The 21,820-nt window shown below is 40.4% G+C and carries 17 protein-coding genes; 3 read left to right on the forward strand and 14 right to left on the reverse strand.

Features of this window, described 5'->3' with window-relative positions; translation table 11 throughout:
* Window positions 1-166: 166 nt before the first annotated feature.
* Window positions 167-1,840, reverse strand: coding sequence for an energy-dependent translational throttle protein EttA (gene ettA, locus TASI_RS06405; RefSeq protein ID WP_014111949.1), 1,674 nt, complete (start codon window positions 1,838-1,840; stop codon window positions 167-169).
* Between the two features lie 90 nt (window positions 1,841-1,930).
* Between ettA and TASI_RS06410 the strand changes: the two genes are divergently transcribed.
* Window positions 1,931-2,440, forward strand: coding sequence for a hypothetical protein (locus TASI_RS06410; RefSeq protein WP_014111950.1), 510 nt, complete (start codon window positions 1,931-1,933; stop codon window positions 2,438-2,440).
* 51 nt (window positions 2,441-2,491) lie between these two features.
* On the opposite strand, the gene TASI_RS08075 is transcribed toward TASI_RS06410, so the two are convergent.
* Together TASI_RS08075 and pdxA are read right to left on the reverse strand one after the other, a co-directional pair.
* Window positions 2,492-2,620, reverse strand: coding sequence for a hypothetical protein (locus TASI_RS08075; protein ID WP_014111951.1), 129 nt, complete (start codon window positions 2,618-2,620; stop codon window positions 2,492-2,494).
* 67 nt (window positions 2,621-2,687) lie between these two features.
* Window positions 2,688-3,743, reverse strand: a complete 1,056-nt coding sequence (gene pdxA, locus TASI_RS06415; RefSeq protein WP_044978132.1) for a 4-hydroxythreonine-4-phosphate dehydrogenase PdxA — start codon at window positions 3,741-3,743, stop codon at window positions 2,688-2,690.
* A gap of 11 nt (window positions 3,744-3,754) precedes the next feature.
* Between pdxA and uvrA the strand changes: the two genes are divergently transcribed.
* Entirely contained in the window at window positions 3,755-9,313 is a 5,559-nt protein-coding gene (uvrA, locus tag TASI_RS06420; RefSeq protein WP_044978135.1) for an excinuclease ABC subunit UvrA, read from the forward strand.
* Here uvrA and TASI_RS06425 read toward each other — a convergent pair.
* Window positions 9,310-10,110: a tRNA threonylcarbamoyladenosine dehydratase gene (locus TASI_RS06425; RefSeq protein ID WP_014111954.1), complete on the reverse strand. Its 801-nt coding sequence runs from the start codon at window positions 10,108-10,110 to the stop codon at window positions 9,310-9,312. The two genes, uvrA and TASI_RS06425, sit on opposite strands and share 4 nt — an antisense overlap.
* Before the next feature lie 86 nt (window positions 10,111-10,196).
* Between TASI_RS06425 and pdxH the strand changes: the two genes are divergently transcribed.
* Window positions 10,197-10,829 (forward strand): pyridoxamine 5'-phosphate oxidase, encoded by a 633-nt coding sequence (gene pdxH / locus TASI_RS06430; protein WP_014111955.1) that lies wholly within the window; start codon window positions 10,197-10,199, stop codon window positions 10,827-10,829.
* A 58-nt stretch (window positions 10,830-10,887) separates the two neighbouring features.
* Here the strand turns inward: pdxH and TASI_RS06435 are convergent, their stop codons facing one another.
* From TASI_RS06435 to tkt, 10 genes are all read right to left on the reverse strand, one after another.
* A complete protein-coding gene (locus TASI_RS06435; RefSeq protein ID WP_014111956.1) occupies window positions 10,888-11,997 on the reverse strand; it encodes a cytochrome-c peroxidase in 1,110 nt (369 codons plus the stop codon).
* A 102-nt stretch (window positions 11,998-12,099) separates the two neighbouring features.
* Window positions 12,100-13,092, reverse strand: a complete 993-nt coding sequence (locus TASI_RS06440; protein ID WP_014111957.1) for an L-threonylcarbamoyladenylate synthase — start codon at window positions 13,090-13,092, stop codon at window positions 12,100-12,102.
* Complete coding sequence (locus TASI_RS06445; RefSeq protein ID WP_014111958.1) at window positions 13,092-14,249, reverse strand: 5-(carboxyamino)imidazole ribonucleotide synthase; 1,158 nt, start codon at window positions 14,247-14,249, stop codon at window positions 13,092-13,094. The genes TASI_RS06440 and TASI_RS06445 overlap by 1 nt, the downstream gene beginning before the upstream one ends.
* Entirely contained in the window at window positions 14,246-14,737 is a 492-nt protein-coding gene (gene purE, locus TASI_RS06450) for a 5-(carboxyamino)imidazole ribonucleotide mutase (protein ID WP_014111959.1), read from the reverse strand. The genes TASI_RS06445 and purE overlap by 4 nt, the downstream gene beginning before the upstream one ends.
* A 21-nt stretch (window positions 14,738-14,758) precedes the next feature.
* Entirely contained in the window at window positions 14,759-15,649 is an 891-nt protein-coding gene (locus TASI_RS06455; protein ID WP_014111960.1) for a phosphoribosylaminoimidazolesuccinocarboxamide synthase, read from the reverse strand.
* A 1-nt stretch (window position 15,650) separates the two neighbouring features.
* Window positions 15,651-16,715 (reverse strand): class II fructose-bisphosphate aldolase, encoded by a 1,065-nt coding sequence (gene fba / locus TASI_RS06460; RefSeq protein WP_014111961.1) that lies wholly within the window; start codon window positions 16,713-16,715, stop codon window positions 15,651-15,653.
* 15 nt (window positions 16,716-16,730) lie between these two features.
* The gene (locus TASI_RS06465) at window positions 16,731-17,552 is read right to left on the reverse strand and encodes a carbon-nitrogen hydrolase family protein (RefSeq protein ID WP_014111962.1); all 822 of its coding nucleotides are present in this window, start codon (window positions 17,550-17,552) and stop codon (window positions 16,731-16,733) included.
* A complete protein-coding gene (locus TASI_RS06470) occupies window positions 17,549-18,751 on the reverse strand; it encodes a phosphoglycerate kinase (protein ID WP_014111963.1) in 1,203 nt (400 codons plus the stop codon). Before TASI_RS06470 ends, TASI_RS06465 begins: the two co-directional genes overlap by 4 nt.
* Window positions 18,752-18,754: 3 nt before the next feature.
* Window positions 18,755-19,768, reverse strand: a complete 1,014-nt coding sequence (gene gap, locus TASI_RS06475) for a type I glyceraldehyde-3-phosphate dehydrogenase (RefSeq protein ID WP_014111964.1) — start codon at window positions 19,766-19,768, stop codon at window positions 18,755-18,757.
* 2 nt (window positions 19,769-19,770) lie between these two features.
* Complete coding sequence (gene tkt / locus TASI_RS06480) at window positions 19,771-21,792, reverse strand: transketolase (RefSeq protein ID WP_014111965.1); 2,022 nt, start codon at window positions 21,790-21,792, stop codon at window positions 19,771-19,773.
* Between the last annotated feature and the right edge of the window lie 28 nt (window positions 21,793-21,820).

Raw genomic sequence — 21,820 nt, forward strand, 5'->3', positions numbered from 1 at the left:
AATTAGATTTAGAAAAGCTAGATGTAACAAAACGTTAAATTTTGAGTCAAAACTTAACTCTATCTAATTCAATGGTAGCTTACAAAATCAAATAGGTCAAATCGGAAAGCTCTTAATAATTTTTAACCTATTCACAATCACCAGAATATGCCTTAAAAACTCGTAATTATTTCAAAGCCTTGTATCGTAATCTCTTAGGTTGCACACCAGCTTCACCTAGTCGACGTTTTTTATCCGCCTCATATTCTTGATAATTTCCATCAAAAAATACAACTTGCGAATCGCCCTCAAACGCAAGTATATGGGTGGCAATGCGATCGAGAAACCACCTATCATGACTGATAACCATAATGCATCCAGCAAACTCGAGCAATGCATCTTCAAGTGCACGAAGAGTCTCAACATCGAGGTCATTTGATGGTTCATCGAGTAAGAGAACATTGCCACCTTTAATGAGGGTTTTAGCCATATGCAGGCGTCCACGCTCACCTCCCGACAAAGTTCCCACTTGCTTATTTTGATCGGATCCTTTGAAATTAAAGCGACCTAGATAAGCACGAGATGGCATCTCAAATTTACCCACTGTTAGCAAATCAGCTCCGTCAGAGACATACTCAAAAACAGATTTCGAATCAGCAAGACCATCACGTGATTGATCTACAAAACTCATGTTCACGGTTTTACCAATTTTTATCTCTCCTGAATCAGGCTGCTCAACGCCAGCAATCATGCGGAACAAGGTGGATTTACCTGCACCATTAGGCCCTATAATCCCAACAATTGCACCAGGAGGCACTTTGAAGCTTAAGTTATCAATAAGTAAACGATCGCCGTATGCTTTGGAAACATTATTAAATTCTATAACTTCATTTCCCAGACGTTCTGCTACAGGAATAAAGATTTCCTGTGTCTCATTTCGCTTTTGATAATCATATGATGAGAGTTCTTCAAATCGTGCAATCCGTGCTTTTGACTTAGCTTGGCGACCCTTAGGATTTTGGCGCACCCACTCAAGTTCTTTTTGAATAGTGCGTTGACGTGCAGACTCTTGTGCTTCCTCTTGTTTTAAGCGATTTTCTTTCTGTTCTAGCCATGAACTATAGTTCCCTTTCCATGGAATACCATGTCCACGATCGAGTTCAAGAATCCACTCAGCGGCATTATCCAAGAAATAGCGATCGTGTGTAACGGCAACAACTGTGCCTGGAAATTTTTGCAGATATTGCTCCAGCCAATCCACACTCTCCGCATCTAAGTGGTTGGTTGGCTCGTCCAATAAAAGCATATCGGGCTTAGACAAAAGCAAAGCACATAAAGCCACGCGCCGCTTCTCGCCCCCAGATAAATTCCCAATCTTCGCATCCCATGGCGGCAGACGTAATGCATCAGCCGCTATCTCCATCTGATGCTCGATATCATCAGCCCCTGAGCTTGCGGCCGCAGATATTATGGCCTCCAGCTCAGCCTGTTCTGCCGCCAGTTTATCGAAATCAGCATCAGGAGCCGCATACTCCTGATACACCTCCTCCAATCGTTTTCTAGCCGCAAAGACCGCACCCAAGCCCTGCTCCACAGCCTCTCTCACCGTATGCTCTGGGTTAAGCTGCGGCTCTTGAGGAAGATAACCAATATTAAGATCCGCCATAGGTATAGCTTCACCCTCGATCTCTTTATCAACACCTGCCATAATTTTCAGAAGCGTCGATTTACCAGAGCCATTCAGCCCAAGCACTCCTATCTTCGCACCTGGAAAGAAAGATAGCGAAATATCACGCAAAATTTGCTTTTTCGGAGGGACAATTTTCCCTACTCTATTCATTGTGAATACGTACTGAGCCATGCTAAACCCCTGTAATAAAATACCGTTATTTTAAGCTATAACATATAATGAAAATCTACGATAAAGGTAATTAATTTCTACGAGGCAGCCATGAAAAAATTCTCTTCTAATGATTTGCGTTTGCTCGAAAAAGCCTGCGATGCCCTAAGCGGCGAGCTTGGAAAAGTTGTGCTTGCTGAGATTGATGAAACCGAAGAAGGGTACGAATGGGTTGCTTTTGCAATTCCACTTGAAACTACGGATAATCCTGATGAATATGACACTGTTATGCAGATTGGCGGTCCCGATGCACGCCTTATAGGCAGTTCTTCTTTTAATAAAGAGTTTACCGAGTCTCCGTACGCAGCAGCTTTTATCTCAGGAATTCAGATTGGCGAACCCCCTTTACGTTACACGCGTATTGATGCTTCGGGTGATGAAGTAGATTGGTCTAACGATTTAGATGGCTTATTGCCCTATGATTTTATTGTGGCAATGACTCCGCCTTCAAACGAGGAAGATGATATAGAAGAATGGGTGGATATCTCTAAAATTAAGGATGCCGTCGAGAACCCAACAAATTTAATTTCGCACCTTAATGTGAATAAAAAATGTGATTAAAAAAATGGCTCTCAAATAAGAGAGCCACTTTCACGAAAACCTAAAACAAAATTAAGCTTTCTTAACTTTTTCAAGCATTTTAAAAGTACCTTTTGGAGATCCCACAAAAAGTCTTTTAAGAGCCTTACCTAGGCAACGACGCTCTAGAGTGTTACGGCGATTGCGTTTAATTTCTGCCATGATTCCAAAAACCCTTATTTAAATTTTCTGATAAAACGATTATTTTAAGCTAAATTTAGCTTTTTAATCAAGCGTTTGCGTGATTAGACATCATAAGTGCAAGGTCAAATGCAACACGAAGAGAGCTCTCATCAGCCACACCCTGACCCGCAATATCATACGCAGTTCCATGATCTACGCTTGTACGCACAAAAGGCAGACCAGCCGTTACATTCACACCTTTATCAAGCCCCAAATATTTCACAGGAATCAAAGCTTGGTCATGATACATCGCAACAACAATATCAAACTCCCCTTTACGTGCTCGCATAAATATAGTGTCAGCAGGGTACGGACCATTTACATCAATACCCTCAGCCCGACATTCCTCTATCGCAGGTGAAATTATTCGAATTTCTTCCGTCCCGAATTGCCCTTCTTCCCCTGCATGAGGATTAAGCCCCGCCACAGCTATGCGTGGTGTGGCAATGCCCATCTGGGGCCCAACCACAGCCGCATTCATAATCGCACATCGGACCGCCTCACGAGTAATCAGCTTAGGCACATCAGCCAATGCCACATGCGCCGTCACAAGTATCGTGCGTAGCTCATCATTCAAAAGCATCATACTTACATGCTTTCCATCAATGTCACCATCGCAATCGATCGGATCCGAAGAACCGCCTACAGCCCGCCTCACAGCATATTCATCCAAAACATCGGTATGACCAGGATAGTGAACACCTGCAAGTTTCCATGCATGCTTATTGATAGGAGTAGTCACAACGGCCCCAATCTTATTTTGAATCGCATATTCGATGGCTTTACGGAACGATTGATAACTAACATGGCCGGCGAATGCGGAGGCATTGCCAAAGGAAAAATCTCCTTGCATCTCTAGGTCACACTGCACAACACAAATCTCAGGGTGGCAATGCTCCTGCACTTCATCAAGCTCCTTTATTTCCACGAATTTCACATCATATCCAAGTCGGGCAGCGGACATTTCAAGACATTTCATATCCCCGAACACGACGGCTTTATGCGGGAGCGCCTGTCTAAAAAGCTTTATAATTATCTCTGGTCCGATACCTGCAGGATCGCCCATCGTAATGCCTAACGGCGGTATACGTTCACTACTCATTTTCCTACTCTATGACTTCAAAAATATCAATTTTCGGTGCCAAACAAAATCATTTAAAAAATCTCGACGTACAGATAAATACAGGAGAAATCACCGTTATTACGGGTGTATCTGGATCGGGGAAAAGCTCCCTCGCCTTTGATACATTATACGCAGAAGGACAGAGGAAGTATGTAGAGACATTTTCACCGTATGCGAGGCAGTTTTTAGATCGCATGGATAAGCCACAGGTGGAGCGGATTGAGGGGATATTGCCAGCGATTGCTATAAATCAGACAAATCCAGTGCGAAATTCGCGAAGCTCTGTTGGGACTATGACAGAGCTAAATGACTTAATCAAGCTTTTATATCACCATGCTGGGAGATTGCATTGCCGCTGCTGTGGGCGAGCAGTAGAGCGATTTAACGCAGAATCTATTCTTAAAGAGCTTGCAAAAAATGTTCGTAATGAAGACTCGAAATTAGTGGTTACTTTCGCAGTAAAAATTCCCAAAAATTTTACTCAAGAAGAAATAGAGCAATTTCTATCCCAACAAGGCTATGGTCGCATTCAACGAGAGCAAGAACCTAAAGGCGATGATAAGGAGAAGACCCTTTTTGTTATTCAGGATCGTTTCAAACTCTCGCGAGTCGCAAAATCGCGTGTTTATGAGGCGATTGAGACGGCATCACGTTTTGGAAACGGAAAGATTTTTATATTCGAGATGTTCTCGAGTGAGGATGGTACAGACTACGAATTAATACATCCCTTTAGCGATCAGTTGCGTTGCGACCATTGCAATATCACTTACTCTGAAGTGACACCTTCTCACTTTTCATTTAATTCTCCTGCAGGTGCATGCGAAACTTGTCGCGGCTTTGGTCGCACGATGGGCATTGACTATAACCTTGTAATTCCTGATTCCAATAAAACTCTTGCAAAAGGTGCTGTTAAGCCATTCCAAACCGCAACTGGAAAAGAGTGTCAGCGCGACCTTATGAAATATGCGTCTAAGGCTAAAGTTCGCACTGATGTGCCATGGAGAGATTTAAGCTCTGCAGAACGAGCGTGGGTTATAAAAGGCGACCCCGACTTTGCTTTCACGGCAAAAGACTGGAAAAACAAATGGTATGGTATTGCCGCATTTTTTAAGTATCTTGAATCGCGCTCTTACAAAATGCATGTACGCGTATTGCTTTCAAAATATAGAGCTTACACAAAATGTCATGCCTGCATGGGCTCACGCCTTAAACCTGATTCAACTTTATGGCGTATTGGCCAACAGCAATCCTCCGCCCTAAAACATTATGATCGATTTATGCCCATTGAAGCTAAGTGGACGCAAAAGCAATTGAATGATATGCCAGGACTTTGTATTCATGATCTTATGCGTATATCGATTGAGGATTTGGAGAAATTTTTTGAAGCCGAGACTTTTGACGCACCTGAACTTAAGATAGTTGTCGATGAGATTAAGGTTCGCGTGCGGTATTTAAATCGAGTGGGACTTTCATATCTTTCACTAGATCGACAGAGTCGCACATTGTCAGGTGGCGAAGTGCAACGCATAAACCTTACAACAGCTCTTGGGACATCCCTTACGAATACGCTTTTTGTGCTCGATGAGCCCTCCATTGGCCTCCATCCACACGATACAAATCAAATTATAGATGTAATGCAAGGCCTTAAAAAAAGTGGCAATACTCTCGTAGTCGTCGAACATGACCCTCAAATCATGTTCTCTGCTGATCGAGTGTTGGATATGGGCCCAGGTCCAGGCGAACGTGGTGGAGAGATTGTATTCGATGGCTCTCCTGAGGAACTTCGTTCATCAGATTCTCTTACAGGAAAATATTTAGGTAATCTGCTGCGTGTAGAATCTCCAAAACCGATGAAGGTTCTGAAAAACACTCCACGACTGGTCCTTAGCGGTGCAAGATCAAATAATTTAAAAAATTTAGATGTGGAATTCCCACTAAATCGACTTGTTTGTGTGACAGGTGTTTCGGGTTCGGGGAAATCCACATTGATTCAAAATGTTCTCTATCCAGCAATTATGGAGTATTTCAATAAACCCACTTCTGAAGCTGGAGAATATGATTCATTACTAGGTACAGAGATGATTTCGGATGTAGTGATGGTCGATCAGTCGCCCATTGCCAAAACAACGCGATCTAATCCAGCCAGTCATGTTGGTGCCTACGATGTTATACGCAAAATTTTTGCTGATACTGAAATCGCTAAAGTGCGAGGCTATACAACAGGCACATTTAGTTTTAATAGTGGTGATGGTAGATGCCCAACTTGCCAAGGGACGGGTTATGAATATGTTGAGATGCAGTTTTTGTCAGATGTCTATTTAAAATGCCCCGACTGCAATGGCTCGCGTTTTAAACCTGAGATTCTTGAAAATTATGTTGAACATTTAGGTCGGCGAGCAAATATCGCTGATGTGCTCGAAATGACTGTGCATGAAGCTCTTGAGTTCTTTAAGGGCATGAGAGAGATAAGCTCACGCCTTCAGCCATTGGTTGATGTAGGGCTTGATTATTTGGCCCTTGGTCAGCCCGTACCAACGCTTTCTGGAGGTGAATCTCAACGATTAAAACTTGCTGGACATCTAGTAAAAGCTTCTCGTAGCAAGACCAGTTCTAAAGGCACATTGTTTTTATTCGATGAGCCTACAACTGGGCTGCATTTTCATGATATTTCTAAATTAATGTCTGCGTTTCGAAAGCTACTTGAAGCGGGTCACTCGATAATATTGATTGAACATAATCTCGATGTAATCCGTGCTTCCGATTGGATAATAGATCTTGGGCCTGGTGGCGGACTCAATGGTGGTCAAATTGTTGCAACTGGTTCGCCTGAAGATATACAAAAAAACAAATCCTCTTTAACTGGCAATGCTCTCGTACAATACGAAAAGTCTCTTGCTCAAAAATCTCCTAAAGCTTTATTCGATAAATCAAAAAACCTTAAATATAAATTTGAATCTGCACCAAAAGAAATTTCGATTCAAAACGCTTATGAACATAATTTGAAAAATGTGTCGGTAAAAATTCCGCACAATAAATTTACTGTTATCACTGGGGTTTCAGGTTCAGGAAAATCAACTCTTGCTTTCGATATTCTATTTAATGAGGGTCAACGCAGGTATCTAGAGTCTTTAAACGCGTATGCACGCTCGTTCGTGCAACCTGCAAGCAAGCCCGATGTTGATGCAATATACGGTATCCCTCCTACTGTAGCCATCGAACAAAGAACAAGCCGAGGTGGCAGAAAATCCACCGTCGGAACTATGACCGAAATCCATCACTTCTTGCGACTTTTATATCAAAAATTAGGAACGCAGTATTGTCCTTCCTGCGATGTTCCTGTAGAAGCCTTTAGTAAAGAGCAAATCGAAGATATGGTTTGGCGAGAATTTAAAAACAAAAATGTCAGCTTTCTTGCAACTTTAGTTTCCAAACGTAAGGGCTACTACACTGACCTTGCAAAATGGGCTAAAAAAGCTGGCTTTGAAACGCTGAGAGTTGATGGAGTTGATACACCTGTAAGTCTATGGCCAAGACTTGATCGTTATATTGACCACACGATTGAGCTCCCAGTATTTAGTGGAAAATTAAGTAGCAAGTCAGTTATGAATGATGCTTTAGAACTTGCCTATGAACATGGTAAGGGTGCGTTTAGTGTTTTAAATTCCAAAGGGGAGCAAAAGTATTTTTCAACCAAACGTGCTTGTCCTGTGTGTAGTAGTGCGTTTCCAGAACCAGATCCACGCATGTTCTCCTATAACTCCTCACAAGGTTGGTGTCCTGATTGTATGGGCACTGGTTTGATAAATGAAAAAGAAGTTGATGAATTAGAGAATAATGAATCTTTAGAGATAGATATAGCGCAAAATGCGGATAATGGATATCTCGGATCTTGTCGAACATGTAATGGGACAAGACTCAATAGCATTGCCAGAGCATTTAGATGGAAAGAGAAATCTATAACTGAAATAAGCCAATTATCAGTAGACAAGGCCAGCGACTTTTTTGCTGCAATAGAACTTGATAAACGAGAGCAGACGATTGGCCGCGATATCCTTCGAGAGATTAATTCTCGTCTTAATTTTATGCAGTCCGTGGGATTAGATTATTTGTCACTGGATCGTTCGGCACCGACACTATCGGGCGGAGAGGCCCAACGCATAAGGCTAGCAGCTCAGCTGGGGTCAAATCTACAAGGAGTTTGTTATGTTCTAGATGAACCAACGATTGGACTTCACCCGCGCGATAATCGCATTCTTTTGCAATCACTTAAAAAACTAGAGGGAAATGGGAATACTCTCGTAGTTGTCGAACATGACGATGACACCATTCGATCAGCGGAACATATTATCGATGTGGGACCTGGTGCGGGCGTTTGTGGAGGTCGGATTATCGCTCAAGGAACATATGATGATATTGTAAAAAACAAAAATTCTGTGACGGGCAAATATTTGGCTGAGCCCTTAAAGCATTCATTTAAGAGCCGCATAAAGTCTGAATCTTCAACAGATATGATAACTATGCATTCGGCTAATTTGCATAATATAAAAGATATTGATGTACAGGTACCTGTGGGTTGTCTAACAGTAGTGACGGGAGTTTCTGGTTCGGGAAAATCAACACTTGCACGTGATATTCTTTTAACGAATGTAAAGGAGGCCATTGCCAACCAAAAGAGTCCAAAAAATATCGAATGGGAAAATGTGCATCATATCGATGGATGGGAAAAAATTACACGCGTTCTTGAGGTGGATCAGACCCCAATTGGAAAAACGCCGCGGTCATGTCCTGCAACGTACGTTGGTTTTTGGGACGATATACGTAAACTTTTTGCACAAACGACTGAAGCGAAAATGCGAGGTTGGACGGCATCGCGATTTTCATTTAATACGGGCAAAGGGCGTTGCCTGATATGTGAAGGGCAAGGCATGCGTACGGTTGAGATGAATTTTTTACCTGACGTTAAGGTGCAGTGCGAAGCTTGTAATGGTATGCGTTTTAATTCAGATACGTTGCAAGTAAAAGTACGAGACAAGAGCATTGGCGATATTCTAAAAATGGATATTGATGAGGCTGTTCCTTTTTTCGAAAATCATCCTAAGGTATTGCGTCCTTTAAAACTGCTTCAAGATGTAGGGCTAGGTTACTTAACTTTGGGGCAACCCTCGCCTACATTGTCAGGGGGAGAAGCTCAACGCATTAAGTTAGTGTCTGAGCTTATAAAAGCTCGCATGGATGAAGGGGTTACTAAGACTGGGCGTGCATCTGTACGAGCTCACACTCTTTATATTTTGGACGAACCAACAGTTGGCCTATCAATGGCTGATGTTGAAAAATTAATAGATGTACTACATAGGCTTGTGGATAGTTCTAATACTGTAGTTGTGATTGAACATAATTTGGATGTAATGGCTGAGGCGGATTGGATTATTGATATGGGCCCTGAGGGCGGGGATCGCGGCGGTAAGCTTGTATATAGTGGGACACCTTCAAAAATGCTACGCACTAAAGGGCATACAGCAAGAGTTTTAAAAGAACTCAAAAGAGCTTAAATTATGATATTGTGCTTGGTGATTATATGATTTAGTGCTAACTGTGCTAATGCAAATCCCATCGTACCTGTAACCGTAACCAATGAACCATAACCAGCACATGATAATCCTTGAGGAGTGTTTGGTCCGTCAGATGGGTTGCTCCACAAGCTAGGCATCATCGCCTTTTGCTTAAACCATACTGTTGTTATGCCCATGGGTTGGGATCTATAAAACTCACTACTTGATGGATACCCATGTTCTTTTCTTAAAAGATCTCTAACTCGTTTAAGTAGATTATCATTTTGAACTTGTGCAAGGTCACTTGTATGAATCGAAAAAATATCCGTTTTTCCGCCAGCTCCGCCAGCCATAATTAAATGTAAGTCTTGATCCGCACAAGTCAAAGCAATAGCCACTTTTGCTCGCGCATCATCTATACAGTCAATAAAAATATCAGGCTTATAGGTAGTTGTTATATCTTTAACATTCTCTGATGTCACAAAATTATCAACAAGAACTACTTCGCAATCTTGTTGAATCAATGTTATACGATCTTTAAGGGCTGATATCTTAGACATACCTAATGTGGTATCTAAAGCATGTACTTGCCTATTAATATTTGATTCGGCTACATGGTCCATATCTACCATAACTATACGCCCAATTCCCGACCGAGCTAGCGCTTCTACGCACCAGGAACCTACTCCCCCTACCCCAGCAATTAAAACACTAGTATTTTTAAAGGCTTCTAATCCTTTATGACCATATATTCTTTCAATGCTTGTTAGTCTTCTGGGAGTTGGTTTATTTAACATATATAACCTTGAATAACTGATATAGAATTTTACAACGTGAGCATTGCCATAGATTAAAATTATTTTATATATTGGAGGGGACAATTATGTCTATAGCTGATTTAAGAGAAAATTACGATAAATACTCTCTAGATGAAAGTGAAATTTCTAGAAATCCATTTGAGCAGTTTTCAAAGTGGTTTGAAGATGCAAAAAATGAGGGCGGATTAGAGCCTAATGCGATGACTGTTTCAACCGTTAGTGCTCAAGGGGAACCGAGTGCTCGTGTATGTTTGCTTAAAGGATTTAGTGAACAAGGGTTTGTATTTTTTACGAATTATCTTTCTCGTAAAGGGCATGAATTGTCACGCAACCCCTATTGCTGCTTATTGTTTTTTTGGATGCATCAGCAAAGACAAGTGCGTATAAACGGAATGGTAGAGCAAATAAGTGAAACTGAATCGACTGAATATTTTGAGTCTAGGCCTCATGGATCCAAAATTGGGGCATGGGCTTCGGAGCAAAGTCAGGTGGTTACTAAAGAGATTTTGCAATCTCGATTTGCCCAATATGCAGAAAAATATCCAGAGTCTGTGCCCAAACCTCCGCATTGGGGTGGATATATCGTCATACCACATCAAATCGAATTTTGGCAGGGTCGTCCATCAAGATTGCACGACCGTATAACATTTATTCGTGAACAGGATGGTAGTTGGATTATGCATAGATTGGCCCCTTGATGATTGGGTAAAAAAAGCCCGCTTGGAGCGGGCCATAAGGGGGATTAACTAATTTATCTTAGGCTTTAGGAGCTTCTTTTTTATCTTCAGCTTTAGGCTCTTCTTTTTTCTCTTCAGCTTTAGGCTCTTCTTTTTTCATGACATCAGCTTTTGCAATTTCAGCCCATGGATTAGGACGTGGAGTAGCATCGCTTGATGGAGGGATAATAGGAAGTTTCATATCAGGTTGATCACCAGTCAATGTTTTTAAGAATGCCACAATATTAGCGTTTTCTTCTTCAGTGAATTTTTTACCTAATTGCAAACGACCCATAATTTCTACAGCTTCTTTAAGAGTATTAGCTGCACCGTCATGGAAGTACGGATATGTTAATTCAACATTACGAAGTGTAGGGACTTTAAACATCATACGATCGATATCTTCACCAGTAACACCAGCACGACCAGCAGATTCATTATCTGTAACATAGATATCCACTACACCCATTTTTTGATAAGTAGAACCACCTACTGCTGCACCATTATGGCAAGCTACACAACCAGCATCTCTGAAAGTTAAATAACCTTTAAGTTCTTGATCAGTGATAGCATCATCTTTACCTTGCAACCATTGGTCAAAACGAGAGTTTGGAGTAACTAAAGTATCCTCAAATGCTGCAATTGCTTGAGTAACTTGGTCGATATCGATTTTTTCTTTACCGTATACTTTTTTGAACTCTTCAACATATTGAGGGATTGAGTTTAAAAGTCCAACAGCTAAGTCGTGAGTAAACGCCATTTCACCTGGGTTAGCAATAGGACCACCAGCTTGCTCTTTAAGGTCTTTTGCACGACCGTCCCAGAATTGAACAAAGTTAAGAGTTGAGTTTAATACTGTAGGTGCGTTAATAGGACCTTGCTGCCATTTGTCACCGATAGATGTTTGAAGATTATCAGTACCACCCATAGATAGGTTGTGACAAGAGTTACAAGAAATAAATCCAGAACGAGATAAACGAGGATCGAAATATAATTTAGCTCCTAAATCAACTTCAGCTTGATTTTCGATTTTTGCTGGTTTGATTGGTTCAATTAATTCATTATCTGGTTTGTATCTCTCAGCAGCCATTGCAGTTGAAGCAAAAGCTGCGGCCATACAGGTAATTAACAACTTAGAAGCTAATTTCATATATTCCTCCTTTAGTATTTATAAGTAATATATGTAATATTAGCAATTTTCTGTTAAATTATTGTTGATTTATGTCAAATCTTTGTAATTAAATGTATATATTTAGTATGCGGCTAAAGCACGACTTAGTCTATCTCTAACCCCGTCCCATTCTATATCTTGCGGTAACTTCTCGATTATTATTAAATCATAATTTTGTAACTCAATGTTTCTCAAAACATCGTAAATTATCGAAGCATATTTTTTTGCATCTGAAGGCATAGAAATTATGTTTAATTTAGATTCTTTTATATCAGATTTTTTTTGATTTGAATACTGTAAAAACGCTATTTTCTTATCTCTAATTTCTTTAAGGAAACTCTGATCATTAAGTTTATCTTCCGCATATATAGGCACTTTAGGAGCATAGTGCGATTTCAAACTTCCAGAAACAACAGGTGCAGATTCATCTTTATCTTTAGGATAGATACCAATAATTTTTTGAATATCTTTTTTAGAAATATGCCCAGGTCTTAATAATACAGGCCCTATATCTTCTCTTGAAAGGTCCAAAATTGTAGATTCAATTCCAATTTCTGAACTATCTCCTTCAAGAAAAAATAAATCCTTTTGATTTGGAAATTCAGAAAGTACATGCTCATTTTTAGTAGGTGAAACATGACCGAAAATATTAGCTGAAGGTGCCACTATTCCAGAATTAGTTTTAAGAGTCGCAAACTCCTTCAATAAAGCTTGAGCGACAGTGTGATTAGGAGATCTTATAGCTACTGTATCCTGCCCTCCAGTAATAAAATCAGGAACGATATCAGTTTTTTTAAAAACTAGTGTTAATGGGCCAGGCCAAAAAGCCTCAATTAATTTTCTTGCGTGAATAGGAATTTTTTTTGCCCAAAAATCTAAATCAGCATCTTTGTGAACATGAACAATCAAGGGATGATTTTTAGGCCTTCCTTTAGTCGAATAAATCTTGGATACAGCTTCCTCGTTAAGTGCATCAGCACCGAGACCGTAGACGGTTTCGGTGGGCATTGCCACCAAACCACCAGCAAGAAGATGTCTAGCAGCTGCTTTTATATTCGATTCTGAACTAAACATTAAAGTTTTAGGATTTCAATGATTTTCTTAGCGGTTTCACGCACTTTATGCGAGTCTTTAAGCATAACAGTCACATGCCCCATTTTTCTACCAGGACGTGCCTCTTTTTTTCCATAAAGATGCAAATTGACTCCAGGCATTTTAAGAATCTCAGCCCATGAAGGCTCAATAGGTTCACCATTTTCATCAGAATTCACAAACCATGCATCGCCCAATATATTTAACATAATTACAGGCTGGATAAGGTTAGTGTCACCTAAAGGCAGATCTCCAAGAATTCTTGCTTGTTGCTCAAATTGACTGCAACTGCAGGCCTCGATAGAAAAATGTCCACTATTGTGCGGTCTAGGGGCAATTTCATTAACGCAAATAGTGCCGTCCTCGAGCCAGAACATCTCAACGCAAAGGACTCCGACATAATTTAATTTTTTTGCAATTTCGGTGGCAATGCTATTTACTTCATCTTTTATTGAATCTGAAAAAGAGTGCAACCCTATTTCAGACATATGCAGTATTCCGTTTTTATGCGTGTTTACGGAGATTGGGTATGTCTTGATTTCGCCATTTTTATTTCTGGCAAGGACTACCGAGATTTCCATTTTAAGATTTAATTTTTTTTCGAAAACACAAGGTTTTTTTCCTAATGTTTCAAAAGCATTTTTCAATTCATCGAAATTCGATGCAGGGATTTGGCCCTTACCGTCATAACCAAGTGAAGCTATTTTTAAAATACCTGGATATAAACCAGTAAAATTCTCTTGGATTAAATCTTCATCGCTCTTAATAGAAGCGTATGGGGCTAGGCCTATATCAAGTGATTTAACAAATGATTTTTCTTTAATGCGATCTTGTACGATTTCAACTGCATTTGCACTTGGGGAAACTAGTTTTACCCCCTCTAAATTTGATAAATATCTAAGGGTGTCCGATGGAACATTTTCAAATTCCGTGCTTATATATTGAGTAAGAGATGCAAAATTATCTAAAGATTCATGTTCTTCATAAGGTGCAAATATCTCGTACTCTGCCACAGAGCCTGCCGGACTATCAAGCTCAGGACTATAGACTACGACCTCAAATCCCAATCGTTGAGCGGCCTGCGTAAACATGCGTCCTAACTGACCGCCACCTAATATACCAAGGCGTTTAGCGTTCATAAAGGAAGCTCCATTGCTCTTGCTTTCTCTGTTTGTTCTTTTCTGTATTTGATAAGCTTTTCTCTAAGAGATAAGTCATGCATCGCAAGATTAGCAATAGCATGTAGAGCCGCATTTATAGCACCTGAATCACCTATTGCAAATGTGGCAACGGGTACGCCTTTAGGCATCTGAACTATTGATAAAAGTGAATCCTCGCCCCTCAAATATTTTGATGGAACTGGTACGCCAAACACTGGAATATCCGTCAAAGCAGCTAACATACCAGGTAAGTGGGCTGCACCACCTGCACCTGCAATAATAGCCCGAAAACCATTTTCGTAAGCACTCGCACCAAAGTCAGCCATATCTAAAGGCATACGATGTGCTGAGATCACTTTAGCTTCGAAAGGGACTTCAAATTCACGCAAAATTTGTACGGCGTTTTGCATAATATCCCAATCGCTGTTGCTGCCCATGACAACGGCAACTTTTGCTTCAGTTTTCATATAAATTCCTAAAGATAAGTCCTAAAGATAAGGATTTTTTCCTGTAAATCGATCAAGAACTTCTTTATATTTTTGAGAAGTTTTCTCAATTACATCTTTAGGCAAACGTGGAGCTGGCGGTTTTTTATCCCAATCTTGAGATTCAAGCCAATCACGTACAAATTGCTTATCGAATGATGGCGGGTTAGTACCTTCTTTGTATTGATCTGCAGGCCAGAAACGGGAAGAGTCTGGTGTCAATACTTCGTCCATCAAGTGCAATGTACCTTGTTCATCAAGCCCAAACTCAAATTTAGTATCTGCAATGATTAAACCTTTTAATTTTGCAATTTGACTAGCAGCTTTATAAAGATCAATTGAGGCTTCACGAATATCTTCTGCAATATCATCACCTACCAATTTAGCCATATAGTCAAAACCGATATTTTCATCATGTTTACCTGGTTCCGCTTTAGCAGCTGGAGTAAATATAGGTTCATTTAATTCAGAAGCTAGATCAAGACCCTTAGGTAAATGAATACCGCAGATTGCACCGTTTTCTTGATAATCCTTCCAACCTGATCCAATAATATACCCTCTAACAACCGCTTCTACTAACACAGGCTTCAGTTTCTTCACTACCATTGCACGACCAGCGACTTGATCAATTTCATCTGCCGCAACAACCTCTTCAGGAAGAATGCCTGTCGCATGATTAGGCATAATACCGCCAAGCTTCTCCAACCAGAATTCTGTCAATGAAGTAAGCACCATGCCCTTATTAGGAATAGGATCATCTAACACAACATCAAAAGCAGATATGCGGTCTGTGGCAACGATAAGTAATTTATCGTCATCCACTGCATACATATCTCTGACTTTTCCCCTGCTAACTAGAGGTAATGATTTAATTGAAGATTCATACATAGCCATATTAGTTCACCTTTTGTACAAGTTCGCCACTTGCATATTTTTGAGCCATTGTTGATAGTTCGACAGGCTTGATTTTAGATGCATTTCCCGCTGTACCGAAAGCTTCGTAGCGAGAGATACATAATTGCTTCGCAGCTTCACGAGCAGGCTTATTAAATTCACGAGGGTCAAATTTAGAAGGATTCTCGTGTAGAAACTTACGAACAGCCGCTGTCATAGCCAGCCTTATATCTGTATCAATATTTACTTTACGGACACCGTATTTAATCGCCTCTTGTATTTCTTCAACAGGCACACCGTAAGTCTCCCTCATATCGCCGCCATACATACGGATTTGCTCGAGATATTCCTGCGGAACACTTGAAGATCCATGCATCACAATATGCGTGTTAGGAAGGCGTGCATTAATCTCTTTGATTCGCTGTATCGATAGAATGTCGCCCGTAGGTTTGCGTGTAAATTTATAAGCCCCATGGCTAGTACCAATGGCAATAGCAAGTGCATCTACTTGTGTTTCTCTTACGAATTCAGCAGCTTGTTCAGGGTCCGTCAATAGCTGGTCTCTAGTTAATGTACCCTCAGCTCCATGGCCATCTTCTTTATCGCCTTTCATAGTTTCAAGAGATCCTAGGACACCTAGCTCGCCCTCAACTGAAACGCCTATCGCATGAGCCATTTGAACGACTTCACGCGTAGTTTGCACATTATATTCATAGGTGGCAATGGTCTTGCCGTCAGGCATCAAGGATCCGTCCATCATCACACTAGTAAATCCAAGGTTAATAGCCCCTCTGCAAACATCTGGGGATTGTCCATGGTCTTGGTGCATAACGATAGGAATATCAGGATATGCCTCAACTGCGGCTTGTATTAAATGCTTTAAAAAAGGCTCACCTGCATATTTACGAGCCCCAGCTGAAGCTTGCATAATCACAGGACTATCAGTTTCCCTAGCAGCTTCCATAATAGCTTGGACCTGCTCAAGATTATTTACGTTAAAGGCAGGAATGCCATATCCAAATTCGGCGGCATGATCAAGAAGTTGTCTTAATGAAACTAATGCCATAAAAATCTCCTAAAGTTATTTAAGTCTGCGGTTTGCAAGACAAGGAACTAACTCTCTGACCTTATTAATCCTATCAGAGTTTATTTCACTAACATATACGCCTTCAGCCTCTCCACATCCTCCAATTATAAAACCCAGTGGGTCAATAATCATGCTAAGACCCACACCCTTAGGACGTGTTTGGCCACTAGCTAATACATAAGACGTATTCTCGATTGCCCTGGCTCTAAGCAATGTCTCCCAATGTGTTTCTTTAAAGGCTCCAGCAATCCAGTTTGCACTTACCGTAAGTACATTTGCCCCTAAATCTATAAGAGCCCTAGCTAATTCTGGAAATCTTAAATCATAGCAATTTATAAGACCAATTTTGAAATCTTTGATTTGAAAAAGTCCAAACTGTGAACCATCATCTCTTAGAGTAGCAGGTTTTACTTTATCTGATTCTTTAAAAGAAAATGCATCATAGACATGAATCTTTGAATAATCTACAAGAACATCTCCAGCCGAGTTAATAGCCAACAAATGGTTTTCAATTCGTGGATCGTCTTTTAAAGCTACTTCAGGACTGCTATCCATAAGCACGCCAACAATGACATACATATTAAATTCGCGTGCAAACTCCATCATATTACGAATAAAACCAGGAGTCTCTTCACGGGCTAATTTCTTTAAGATATCAAGCTCTGAAGCAAATGAACACATAGATGCCTCTGGCAATACAATTAGTTCAGCACCCTGAGCTGAAGCTTGCTCAAACAAAGTTCGTATCTTAGTTAAATTTAAATTGATATTATTTGTCGCAGGAAATTGTGCAACTGCAACTTTTAGTGTGCTCATAAAGTATTATTTCGTTCTATAAGAATGTCTACAGCAGGAAGACCCTTTCCTTCTAAAAATTCAAGAAACGCCCCACCCCCAGTTGAAATATAGTCTATACCTTCATTTATATTAAATTGAGATATAGCAGCAAGAGTATCCCCGCCCCCTGCAATTGAAAACGCATCAGACTTAGCTATAGCTTGTGCAACTTGCTTAGTACCATTTGAGAATGCTGGAAACTCGAAAACACCAATTGGTCCATTCCATACAATAGTGCCTGCCTTGCTTATGATTTCGCAAAGATTATCTATGCTTTTTTGCCCGATATCCATAATCATATCGCCGTCGGAAACATCAGTTGTAGCCTTTTTAGTGGCAATGGTATCGATTGCAAAATCCTGACCCACAACAACATCAACAGGAATTGGTACAGACGCTGAACGCTCTTTAAGATTCTCCATAATCGATTTCGCTTTATCGACTTGATCAGGTTCAGACAAAGAATTACCTATATTTAAACCGCATGCAAGCATAAAAGTATTTGCTATGCCACCACCAACTATTAGCTGATCCACTTTATGTGACAATGATTCCAAAACCGACAATTTTGTAGATACTTTGGATCCCCCTACAACAGCCAAAAGTGGCCGTTTCGGATTTTCTAAAGCTTTATCCAAAGCCTCAAGTTCAGCTTGTAAAAGCGGACCCGCGCAAGCAATATCAACATATTTCGCAATACCATGGGTTGAAGCTTGTGCCCTATGTGCAGTTCCGAATGCATCATTTACGAAAATATCGCAAAGCTTAGCCATTTTTTTAGCTAGATTGTCATCATTTGATTGTTCGCCTACATTAATACGGCAATTTTCAAGTAAGACCACCTGACCTGGTTCTACTTCAACACCATCTAGCCAATCTTTAACTAGCCTTACTTCCTGACCTAGAAGATTCGATATATGTTTTGCAATGGGATTAAGAGAGATATCTTCTGACCATGCCCCCTCAACGGGTCTTCCAAGATGTGATGTAACCATAACAGCCGCACCTGCATCTAAAGCCATTTTTATGCCTGGCAATGAAGCCCTAATTCTTGTATCTTCCGTAATATTTCTAGATTCATCTAAGGGAACATTAAGATCAGAACGAAAAAATACCCTCTTTCCTTTTAGAAGTCCTTGCTCAATAAGCTCTTTTAAAGTTAGTACGTTTAGTGACATAAATTATTTAGCTTGCATCATTGCTACAGTAGTATCTAACATACGATTTGAGAATCCCCACTCATTGTCGTACCAGGCAGAAACTTTGACCAATTTGGAACCCGACATTTTTGTGAGTGTTGAATCATAAATGCTTGAACATGATGTGTGATTAAAGTCAGAGGATACAAGTAACTCATCGTTAAAAGCTAGTATACCCTTTAGATACCCTTCTGATGCGTCTTTCAACACTTTATTGATTTCTTCTACAGACGTTTCTCTACTTGGTACTAAGACTAAATCAACTATAGAAACATTTATGGTAGGAACGCGTATAGCATATCCATCTAATTTACCCTGCAATTCAGGAATAACTAGACCTAGAGCCGAGGCTGCACCTGTTTTCGTAGGAATCATATTCATAGATGCACTACGAGCACGCCTTATATCTTTATGATTTACGTCAGTTAAAACTTGATCATTTGTATATGCGTGAATTGTGGTCATTAATCCTGAATCAATACCAATTGCATCTTGAATAGGTTTTACTAAAGGGGCTAAACAATTGGTTGTACAAGACGCATTTGAAACTACAGTATGCTCAGCTTTTAAGATATCTTGATTGACTCCATAAACGACAGTAGCATCCACATCTTTGCCGCCAGGGGCAGAAATTAAAACCTTTTTTGCTCCTTGTTCTATATGAGCAGAGGCTTTTTCTTTTGATGTAAATGCACCAGTACATTCTAAAACTACATCAATATCCATATCAGCCCAGGGAAGATTTTTTATATCGCGTGTACTAAATAACTTAATGCGATCCCCGTCTACTACAAGATGATCTCCATCAAGGCTAACTTGAGAGTCAAATCGTCCATGTGCAGTGTCCCATTTTGTAAGATGACGGTTTACTTCCGCATCTCCCATTGCATTAATAGCGACAATCTCAATATCATGCTTTTTTGCGTACTCATAGTGAGCTCTAAGTGCCATACGACCAATACGGCCATATCCATTTATGGCGACACGAATTGACATTCTTACTCCTTAATAGAATTAATAACTAGTTGAACTAATTTATCAGACGTAATACCAAAGTAATTAAACAAATCGTTTGCAGGGGCGGATTCTCCAAATGTATCAATGCCTACAACCGCTCCATCTTGACCAACGTATTTGTACCACGGAACAGTTGAACCCGCTTCTACTGCAAATTTAGGCACATTTCTTGGAAGCACTTCTGATTTGTATTCATTTGATTGACGGTCGAACACGGAGGTTGATGGCATAGACACAATGGAAACTGCGATGCCCTCATCCTTAAGTTTCATTTGGGCGTCCATTGCTATTTGTACCTCAGACCCTGTAGCTATAAGAATAGCCTTAGGATTAACTACGGCCCTTAGAACATAGCCTCCTTTCTCAATGTCTTTTAGACAAATCTCGTCTCTGGCAATAAAAGGTAGATTTTGTCGTGACAACAGCAATGCACTAGGCCCATTTCTCTTGACTGCCGCCCTCCAAGCAACCGCCGTCTCAGTAGTATCACAGGGTCTCCAGACCTCCAAATTAGGTATTAATCTCAGACTCCATGCATGCTCGATAGATTGATGAGTAGGGCCATCCTCACCTAAACCAATAGAATCATGCGTAAACACATGAACTACTTTTTGTTTCATCAATGCCGACATTCGAATGCCGTTTCGCGAATAATCTGAAAAAGTCAGAAAAGTTCCGCCAAACGGCAAATATCCACCATGTAGAGAAATACCATTCATTATGGCAGCCATACCAAATTCTCTAACTCCATAATTAATATGTCGACCAAAAGAGATATTACCAGTACCAGAACGAACGGGCACTGCATCTTGCCAAATGGTTAAATTTGATGAAGTTAAATCTGCCGAACCCCCTAACAATTCTGGCAATACTTCTGCTAATTTTGCTATTGTGTCTTGTGATGATTTACGAGTTGCTAGTGTTTTTTGATCTTGAATTACTTGCTCTAAATAGGTTTGAAATTTTTCTTCAAAATCTAATGGCAATTGTCCTGACATTCTTCGTTCATATTCTGCAGCTAAATCTGGATATTGAACTTTATAACTTGCCCATACTGAATCCCAAACAGCTTGCTGCCCTGCACCTTTAGTAATATGATTCCACGAATCAAGAACATCTTTAGGAACTTCAAAATCCCCCCACTCAATTCCCAAAGCCTTGCGTGCTTGAATAACTTCTTCAGTCCCAAGCGGTGCTCCATGAGCTTTAGATGAACCCTGAACTTTTGGAGACCCTTTACCGATAACTGTTTTACAAATGATAAGTGTAGGTCCAGTGTCTAATTGACGAGAAAAATCCTTAGCTTGATTAATGGCCTCATCGATAGCATCAATATCATGACCATCAACTTCTAATACCTGCCAACCATAAGCTTCAAATCGCTTTGATGTATCATCGCTAAACCAGGGATTAATTTGACCATCAATCGAGATACCATTGCTGTCATAAAGCACAATTAATTTATTTAGCTTAAGCGTGCCTGCCAATGAAAACACCTCATGCGACACCCCTTCCATTAGACACCCATCACCTGCAAATGCATACGTAAAGTGATCGACTATCTTATGCTCTTCTCTATTAAATTCCTGAGATAATAGTGCCTCTGACAATGCAAATCCTACTGCATTTCCGATACCTTGTCCCAATGGACCCGTTGTAGTCTCTACCCCAGGAGTTATGCCATACTCAGGATGACCGGGAGTCTTAGAATGTAGCTGCCTAAAATCTTTAATGTCATCAATGGTCACACCATAGCCTGTTAAATAAAGCAAGGAATAGATGAGCATAGAGGCATGACCATTGGATAAAACAAACCTGTCTCTGTCATACCATTTCGGATTTAGTGGATTGTGTTTAAGATTTCTGTGCCAAAGCGCAACGGCCATTTCAGCCATACCCATAGGGGCTCCAGGATGCCCAGAATTCGCTTTTTGGACTGCGTCCATAGTTAGTGATCGTATTGCGTTTGCAAGTTTAGAATCAGGAACTTGAGGGTTAATCATGTATTTTCTTGTCTTATGAGTCCAAAAT

The sequence above is a fragment of the Taylorella asinigenitalis MCE3 genome (assembly GCF_000226625.1).
Classification (GTDB): domain Bacteria; phylum Pseudomonadota; class Gammaproteobacteria; order Burkholderiales; family Burkholderiaceae_B; genus Taylorella; species Taylorella asinigenitalis.

Coding starts and splice junctions, on each gene's coding strand:
- ettA (WP_014111949.1), bottom strand. CDS start 1,840: ATGGCTCAGTACGTATTCACAATGAATAGAGTAGGGAAAATTGTCCCT.
- TASI_RS06410 (WP_014111950.1), top strand. CDS start 1,931: ATGAAAAAATTCTCTTCTAATGATTTGCGTTTGCTCGAAAAAGCCTGC.
- TASI_RS08075 (WP_014111951.1), bottom strand. CDS start 2,620: ATGGCAGAAATTAAACGCAATCGCCGTAACACTCTAGAGCGTCGTTGC.
- pdxA (WP_044978132.1), bottom strand. CDS start 3,743: ATGAGTAGTGAACGTATACCGCCGTTAGGCATTACGATGGGCGATCCT.
- uvrA (WP_044978135.1), top strand. CDS start 3,755: ATGACTTCAAAAATATCAATTTTCGGTGCCAAACAAAATCATTTAAAA.
- TASI_RS06425 (WP_014111954.1), bottom strand. CDS start 10,110: ATGTTAAATAAACCAACTCCCAGAAGACTAACAAGCATTGAAAGAATA.
- pdxH (WP_014111955.1), top strand. CDS start 10,197: ATGTCTATAGCTGATTTAAGAGAAAATTACGATAAATACTCTCTAGAT.
- TASI_RS06435 (WP_014111956.1), bottom strand. CDS start 11,997: ATGAAATTAGCTTCTAAGTTGTTAATTACCTGTATGGCCGCAGCTTTT.
- TASI_RS06440 (WP_014111957.1), bottom strand. CDS start 13,092: ATGTTTAGTTCAGAATCGAATATAAAAGCAGCTGCTAGACATCTTCTT.
- TASI_RS06445 (WP_014111958.1), bottom strand. CDS start 14,249: ATGAACGCTAAACGCCTTGGTATATTAGGTGGCGGTCAGTTAGGACGC.
- purE (WP_014111959.1), bottom strand. CDS start 14,737: ATGAAAACTGAAGCAAAAGTTGCCGTTGTCATGGGCAGCAACAGCGAT.
- TASI_RS06455 (WP_014111960.1), bottom strand. CDS start 15,649: ATGGCTATGTATGAATCTTCAATTAAATCATTACCTCTAGTTAGCAGG.
- fba (WP_014111961.1), bottom strand. CDS start 16,715: ATGGCATTAGTTTCATTAAGACAACTTCTTGATCATGCCGCCGAATTT.
- TASI_RS06465 (WP_014111962.1), bottom strand. CDS start 17,552: ATGAGCACACTAAAAGTTGCAGTTGCACAATTTCCTGCGACAAATAAT.
- TASI_RS06470 (WP_014111963.1), bottom strand. CDS start 18,751: ATGTCACTAAACGTACTAACTTTAAAAGAGCTTATTGAGCAAGGACTT.
- gap (WP_014111964.1), bottom strand. CDS start 19,768: ATGTCAATTCGTGTCGCCATAAATGGATATGGCCGTATTGGTCGTATG.
- tkt (WP_014111965.1), bottom strand. CDS start 21,792: ATGATTAACCCTCAAGTTCCTGATTCTAAACTTGCAAACGCAATACGA.